8 protein-coding genes are annotated in these 6,307 nt (G+C 73.1%); 2 read left to right on the top strand and 6 right to left on the bottom strand.

Features of this window, described 5'->3' with window-relative positions:
• Nucleotides 1-210: 210 nt before the first annotated feature.
• Nucleotides 211-1,515: a THUMP-like domain-containing protein gene (locus ACZ4XD_RS37070; protein WP_468049952.1), complete on the top strand. Its 1,305-nt coding sequence runs from the start codon at nt 211-213 to the stop codon at nt 1,513-1,515.
• Here ACZ4XD_RS37070 and ACZ4XD_RS37065 read toward each other — a convergent pair.
• The 4 genes from ACZ4XD_RS37065 to tsaB all read right to left on the bottom strand — a co-directional run bounded on the left by ACZ4XD_RS37065 (nt 1,499) and on the right by tsaB (nt 4,370).
• Nucleotides 1,499-1,864: a hypothetical protein gene (locus tag ACZ4XD_RS37065; protein WP_468049950.1), complete on the bottom strand. Its 366-nt coding sequence runs from the start codon at nt 1,862-1,864 to the stop codon at nt 1,499-1,501. The genes ACZ4XD_RS37070 and ACZ4XD_RS37065 overlap by 17 nt on opposite strands.
• Before the next feature lie 120 nt (nt 1,865-1,984).
• Nucleotides 1,985-3,124, bottom strand: coding sequence for a tRNA (adenosine(37)-N6)-threonylcarbamoyltransferase complex transferase subunit TsaD (gene tsaD, locus ACZ4XD_RS37060; protein ID WP_468049948.1), 1,140 nt, complete (start codon nt 3,122-3,124; stop codon nt 1,985-1,987).
• Nucleotides 3,125-3,129: 5 nt separating this feature from the next.
• Complete coding sequence (gene rimI, locus ACZ4XD_RS37055; RefSeq protein ID WP_468049946.1) at nt 3,130-3,714, bottom strand: ribosomal protein S18-alanine N-acetyltransferase; 585 nt, start codon at nt 3,712-3,714, stop codon at nt 3,130-3,132.
• Nucleotides 3,711-4,370, bottom strand: coding sequence for a tRNA (adenosine(37)-N6)-threonylcarbamoyltransferase complex dimerization subunit type 1 TsaB (tsaB, locus tag ACZ4XD_RS37050; protein ID WP_468049943.1), 660 nt, complete (start codon nt 4,368-4,370; stop codon nt 3,711-3,713). Before tsaB ends, rimI begins: the two co-directional genes overlap by 4 nt.
• 139 nt (nt 4,371-4,509) lie before the next feature.
• Here tsaB and ACZ4XD_RS37045 point away from each other — a divergent pair, with 139 nt between their 5' ends.
• Nucleotides 4,510-5,079 carry a hypothetical protein gene (locus ACZ4XD_RS37045; protein WP_468049941.1) on the top strand — a complete coding sequence of 190 codons (570 nt, stop codon included), beginning with the start codon at nt 4,510-4,512 and terminating at the stop codon, nt 5,077-5,079.
• A gap of 40 nt (nt 5,080-5,119) precedes the next feature.
• Here the strand turns inward: ACZ4XD_RS37045 and ACZ4XD_RS37040 are convergent, their stop codons facing one another.
• The gene (locus ACZ4XD_RS37040) at nt 5,120-5,359 is read right to left on the bottom strand and encodes a hypothetical protein (protein ID WP_468049939.1); all 240 of its coding nucleotides are present in this window, start codon (nt 5,357-5,359) and stop codon (nt 5,120-5,122) included.
• 199 nt (nt 5,360-5,558) lie between these two features.
• Nucleotides 5,559-6,083 (bottom strand): tRNA (adenosine(37)-N6)-threonylcarbamoyltransferase complex ATPase subunit type 1 TsaE, encoded by a 525-nt coding sequence (tsaE, locus tag ACZ4XD_RS37035; RefSeq protein WP_468049937.1) that lies wholly within the window; start codon nt 6,081-6,083, stop codon nt 5,559-5,561.
• Nucleotides 6,084-6,307 lie beyond the last annotated feature (224 nt).

The raw sequence follows: 6,307 nt of genomic DNA, 5'->3' as shown, positions 1-6,307 counted from the left end.
TTGTGGACGTAAAGCGAAGCAGTCCACAACACAGGCCCCGGAGGACCGTCACCGCACCCAACAACAACCCCGCCCGCCGCAGGCGCAACGGCGAGGTCCCACACGGCGGGAAAGCCGAAAACGCGGGCCGAAAGCAAAGCGCAGCGCTTGGCGCAACGGCGAGAAACCCCCACGGCGGGAAAGCCGAAAACGTGGGAGGACAATGACACCGTGAATGACGGAGACACCTTCGCCGCCCTCCTCACCCCGGAGGGCCAGGCCCTGCTGACAGAGCTGCGGGACCACGACCCGGCGGATGAGCTGGCGGCGGCCACAAGACTGCGGCGGAAGCACCCCGCAGGGCTCGTGTCCGCCGCGCTAGGGCAGGCCCGGCTCCGGCAGCGGGCCGCGGCGAAATTCGGGGCGGATGCCTGGCGGATGTACTTCACGCCGAACGGTGTGGAGCAGTCCACCCGCGCCACGGTCGCCACCCACCGCGCCGCCCGCCTCGCGGGGCTAGGCGTCCGTACGCTGGCCGACCTGTGCTGCGGTATCGGGGGCGACGCGATCGCCCTGGCGCGGGCCGGGATCCGGGTGCTGGCCGTTGACCGTGACCCGCTGGCCTGTGCGGCGGCGCGGGCCAACGCGGAGGCGCTGGGGCTCGCGGAGTTGATCGAGGTGCGCTGTGCGGATGTGACGGAGGTGGACACCGCCGGGTATGACGCGGTGTTCGTCGATCCGGCGCGGCGCAGCAAGGCCACGACGAAGGGGGCGGCGCGCAGCGCCTCGGTGAGGGGCGGTGGTCGGGCGACGGGTGGGCGGATTTTCGATCCGGAGGCGTACTCGCCGCCGCTGTCCTGGGCCGTCGAGGCGGCCCGTAAGGCACCGGTCGCGGCGCTGAAGATCGCGCCGGGGGTGCCGCACGAGGCGCTGCCCGAGGACGCCGAGACGGAGTGGATCTCGGACGGGGGCGACGTCAAGGAGGCCGTGGTGTGGTTCGGGACCGGCGAGGGGGGCGTGCCCCGCCCGGTGGCCGGTGGGCGCCGCGCCACCCTGCTGCCCGCGGGGGACTCGCTGCTCGGGACCGGGCTGCCGGATCCGTCCGCGGCCGAGGACGCCGCACCGCCCGCCCCGGTCGGCCCGGTCGGCGACTGGCTGTACGAGCCGGACGGGGCGGTGATCCGGGCGCATCTCGTCGCGGATGTCGCGGCGCGGATCGACGGGCGGCTGATCGACCCGACGATCGCCTACATCACCGCGGACCGGCTCGTCGGGACGCCGTACGCGACCGCCTATGCGATCACCGATGTGCTGCCGTTCCACGTCAAGAGGCTCAAGGCGCTGCTGCGGGAGCGCGGGGTCGGGATCGCGGTGATCAAGAAGCGGGGCTCCGCGGTGGAGCCCGAGGAGCTGCGCAAGAAGCTGAAGCTCGGCGGCGGCCGCAGGTCCTGCACGATCTTCCTCACCCGGGTCGCCGGCGCCCCCACCATGCTGCTGGGGCACCCGGCCACGGACCCGGTCACGCCAGGTCGGTGAGGTCCTCGGCGTAGATCTGGGAGAGCGGCTGCGGGCCGATGTACTGCTGGCAGGTGCACTGGCCGGCCTCGTACTGCACCGGCTTGTGGTCGGCGTCCCAGACGACCGCCATCTCCACCCGCTCATGACACTTGCCCTTTTTGTCATGCTTGGCGAGGTGGTGGGTGCATCCGCACACCGGCTCCGGCGGCTTCTGGGCGGCGGCCAGTTCCTGCCGCTCCTGGCGGGCGGTCTCCAGACGCTCCATCTTGCGTTCGTGCCGGGTGCGCAGCGCGGTGCGGGCGGTGTCGGCGACCTTCGCGAAGCCGCCCGCCATGAAGAAGATGAAGACCCACCAGAACCAGTCCACAGCCTGCCGCCTCCCCACTCGCACGCTCGGTGCTCCAGTCAGGGTAAGACCTCGGGCCGGACGTGGGGCCGGGGGCGGCGCGAGGACTCGCAGAAGTACAAAACGAGTCCTCGCCGGGCCTCAGGAGTAGAGGTTGTGCTTGCTCATCTCGTGGACGTGGTCATGGTCGTGGGAGTGGGAGTGCGGGTGGGGCGCGTCCTCGGGGGCCTCGCCGGGCACATGCGGTTCGGTGACCGGGAGGGACGAGTCCGCGGAGAGGTCCCAGGCGGAGGCCGGCCGGTTGCGGGCCACCATCTCCGCGCCCAGGGCCGCGACCATCGCACCGTTGTCGGTGCACAGCTTGGGCCGCGGCACCCGCAGGGTGATGCCGGCGTCCTCGCAGCGGCGCTCGGCCATCGCCCGCAGCCGGGAGTTGGCCGCCACCCCGCCGCCGATCATCAGGTGGTCCACGCCGTTGTCCTTGCAGGCCCGCACGGCCTTACGGGTCAGCACGTCCACCACGGCCTCCTGGAACGACGCCGAGACATCCGCCACCGGCACCTCCTCACCGGCCGCCCGCTTGGCCTCGATCCAGCGGGCCACCGCCGTCTTCAGACCGGAGAAGGAGAAGTCGTAGACCGGGTCGCGGGGGCCGGTCAGTCCGCGCGGGAAGCGGATCGCGTCGGGGTTGCCCTCGCGGGCGTAGCGGTCGATGACCGGGCCGCCCGGGAAACCGAGGTTCAGCACCCGCGCGATCTTGTCGAACGCCTCACCGGCCGCGTCGTCGATGGTCGAGCCCAGCGGCCGTACGTCGGAGGTGATGTCCGGGGCCAGGAGGAGCGACGAATGGCCGCCGCTCACCAGCAGGGCCATGGTCGGCTCCGGCAGCGCGCCGTGTTCCAGCTGGTCGACGCAGATGTGCGAGGCGAGGTGGTTGACGCCGTAGAGCGGCTTGCCGAGGGCGTAGGCGTACGCCTTGGCGGCCGAGACGCCGACCAGCAGCGCGCCGGCCAGGCCCGGTCCCGCGGTGACCGCGATCCCGTCCAGGTCGGAGGCCGCGACCCCGGCGTCCTTCAGGGCGCGCTGGATGGTGGGGACCATCGCCTCCAGGTGGGCGCGGGAGGCCACCTCCGGCACCACGCCGCCGAAGCGGGCGTGCTCGTCGACGCTGGAGGCGACCGCGTCGGCCAGCAGGGTGTGGCCGCGGACGATGCCGACACCGGTCTCGTCGCAGGAGGTCTCGATGCCGAGGACCAGCGGTCCGCCGCGTGAGTCAGCCATGGTTGTCAAGTTCCTTGTACGGAGGGTGCTTCGGAGGAGGTCTGGGTGGTGCGGCGCATCACCAGGGCGTCGACGTTGCCGGGCTGGTAGTAGCCGCGGCGGAAACCGATCGGCTCGAAGCCGAAACGCTCGTAGAGGCGCTGGGCGCGGAGGTTGTCGACCCGTACCTCCAGCAGCACCTCATGGCATTCGAAGTCCGTTGCCGCGCCCAGGAGTTCGGTCAGCAGCCGGGCGCCGAGGCCGCTGCCCCACTGGTCCCGGGCGGTCGCGATGGTCTGGATGTCGCCGGTGCCGTCGACGGCGGCCAGCCCGCCGTAGCCCACCAGCCGGTCCGCGTGCTCGGCGACGAGATAGCGGCGAGTCGCGAACGGCCCGCGGGCGTGCGCCAGCTCGGACCAGAACATGCCCGGCGACCAGGCGTCCTCGGGGAACAGCTCCCGCTCAAGATCCAGCACCGGTGCTATGTCCCACCAGCGCATCTCGCGCAGCACGGCCTCCGGCCGGGCGTCGTCGCCGCACCGGGCGTCCCCCTGGACAGCGTCGGCGGGAGGCGCCGGGGTGCGGGACTCGGACGACGGGCGGGAACTCACCGGGGAGTGACCACCTTGTAGTTGGCGGGGACCTGGGCGTCCGGACGCCGCAGATACAGCGGCTGCGGCGGCAGCAGCTCCTCCCCCGCCGCGAGCTTCAGGGCAGCCAGGTCCGCCAGCGCGCCGGCGGACTGGTGCTCGGGCGCCTCGCGCCGTACGCCGGTGAAGACCGTGTCGTAGAGCACCGCGCCCGCGCCCACGGCCGGGACACCGGCCACCTGGTCGGCGAGGTCAGCGGGGCGGTCGACGGCCGGGTCGGTCAGCCGGGTGCGGGCATCCGCGTAGCGCGCCCAGTAGACCTCTTTGCGGCGGGCGTCGGTCGCCACGACGAAGGGCTCGGTCAGCCCGGAGGCGTGGGCGAGGCCGTCCAGGGTGCACAGACCGTGCACGGGTACGCCGAGCACGGACCCGAAGGTGGCGGCGGTCACCAGGCCGACGCGCAGCCCCGTGTACGGGCCCGGGCCCACGCCGACCACGATGTCGCTGACCGCGTCGAGCTTGTGCCCGGCCTCGGCCAGCACCCGGTCGACGGCGGGCAGCAGCAGCTCGCCGTGCCGGCGCGCATCCACCTGGCGGGACTCGGCGAGAACGCGGGTGCCGTCATGGAGCGCGACGGTGACGGCGGGCGTGGCGGTGTCAAGAGCTAGCAGCAGCACGTCCTTAAGACTACGGCTCGACGGGTGGTTCCCGTTCCCGGTGCTACCGTCGCCCCCGTAGCCCAGCAGCAAGCAGCCCGGCCTCCAGGCCCGGGACTCCCCGCCGGCGGCAGGGAGAGGGAGGAAAGGTGGCACAGCGGTGCCCGGTAAGAGCAGCACGATCGTCACCGCGCTGACCACGGCGGCCCTGGTCGTGGTCGGAGTGCTCGGCTACCAGGCCGCGGCGTCCGCCCCGGACACCCTCACCCAGGCCCGCAGCGACGGCCGGCACAGCACTCCCGAGAAGCCCCCGGCCAAGCAGGAAAAGAAGCACAGGAAACCGGCTCCGGCCCCGGTCCCGGCCGCATCCGGCACGGGCCAGCGGATCGTCTACTCGCTCGGCGCCAAGCGGGTCTGGCTGGTCGGCGCGCAGGACAAGGCGCTGCGTACGTTCACGGTCACGCCGAGCACCGTCAGCCCGCCGCCGGGGTCCTACGCGGTCGCCTCGCGGTCGGTCAGCGTCACGGGCTCGGACGGGATCGCGATCGAGCACGTGGTGCGGTTCGCCAGCGTCAGCGGGGTCACGGTCGGCTTCAGCGCCGCCGTGGACGGCTCGCGGCCCGATCCGGGCGCGGGGAAGAAGACCGGCGGAATCCGTGAGTCGCGTGCGGACGGCAAGGCGATGTGGGACTTCGCGCCCACCGGCACCAAGGTCGTCGTGGTCTCCTGACGGCACGGCTCCCGGCCGGTCCGTGCTTCGCCCCTATGGGCTACGCCGCGTCGCGGCCTCCGGTGGACGCCGGCTCGTCGGACTCCTCCGCCGCCGGCTCAGCGGGCTGGTCCTGACGGACCTCCGCGGCGGCGTCGGGGGGTGTGGAGACCGCGCTGGCCGCGGCGCACGCCGCCAGCAGCTCATTCATCGTCGGCGTCTCGCGGCCGGCGCGCCCGGCCGCCGCGACGGGGCTGTCCTCGCGGCCGTCAGACGTGGGGAAGGGCTGGTGGGCCGACATGGACGCCTCCCGGGGCTCCTGGGGCAAGCGACAGAAGCTAGGCTGGCTACTTAGGCACACCTAACTGGGGTCTCTACCCATGTGACCACGCCCGGCACCGGGTGCGCAACATCTTACCGACGGCTTGTCGGAAACTACCGGGCGCCCGGCCGGGTCCAGGGCAGGACCGAGGCGCCGCAGCGGGCGTCCCGCCCCGCCGTCAGCAGGTCTCCAGCGCGGGCAGCCCGGCGTCCGCCCAGCGCGCGCCGAAGCCGGTGACCGTCACCTCGCGCACATCGTCCGCGTCGGCGTCCAGGACCGCCGGGCCGTCGTCCCCCACGGCGCGGCCGATGACCACATGCAGCCGGTCGTCGGACAGCTCCTCGACCTTGCCCTCGCCCCACTCCACGACCACCACCGACTCCGGCAGCGAGACATCGAGGTCCAGGTCCTCCATCTCGTCCAGCCCGCCGCCGAGCCGGTAGGCGTCGACGTGCACCAGCGGGGGGCCGCCGGCCAGCGAGGGGTGGACCCGGGCGATGACGAAGGTGGGGGAGGTCACGGCGCCGCGCACGCCCAGGCCCTCGCCCAGGCCGCGGGTCAGCGTCGTCTTGCCGGCCCCCAGCTCACCGGTGAGCAGTACCAGGTCGCCGGGGCGCAGCAGCGGGGCCAGGCGGCGACCCAACTCCTGCATCTGATCGGGGGACTTGACGGTGATGTGCGCCATCGCGCCGGTGGTGCTCATGCCGCAAATGGTACGGCCTGCCCCTCTCCCGACCACCACCCCTCATCGACGCCCCTGCGGGACGGCAGCCTGTCCCCGTCGGCCCTTCGCCACCCCTTTTGGTCCTGGGGGGGGGGGGGGGGGGGGGGGGGGGGGCACCGCAGGGAAAGAGCCCAGGGGGGGGGGGGTGTGGGGGGGGGGGGGACGGCGGGGGGCGGTGGTCCCTCGGTAAGCAAATGTTTCTT

The organism is Streptomyces sp. NPDC029466, assembly GCF_055574515.1.
The sequence above is the reverse complement of the archived record's forward strand: the minus strand, read 5'-3'. Positions and strand labels throughout refer to the sequence as shown.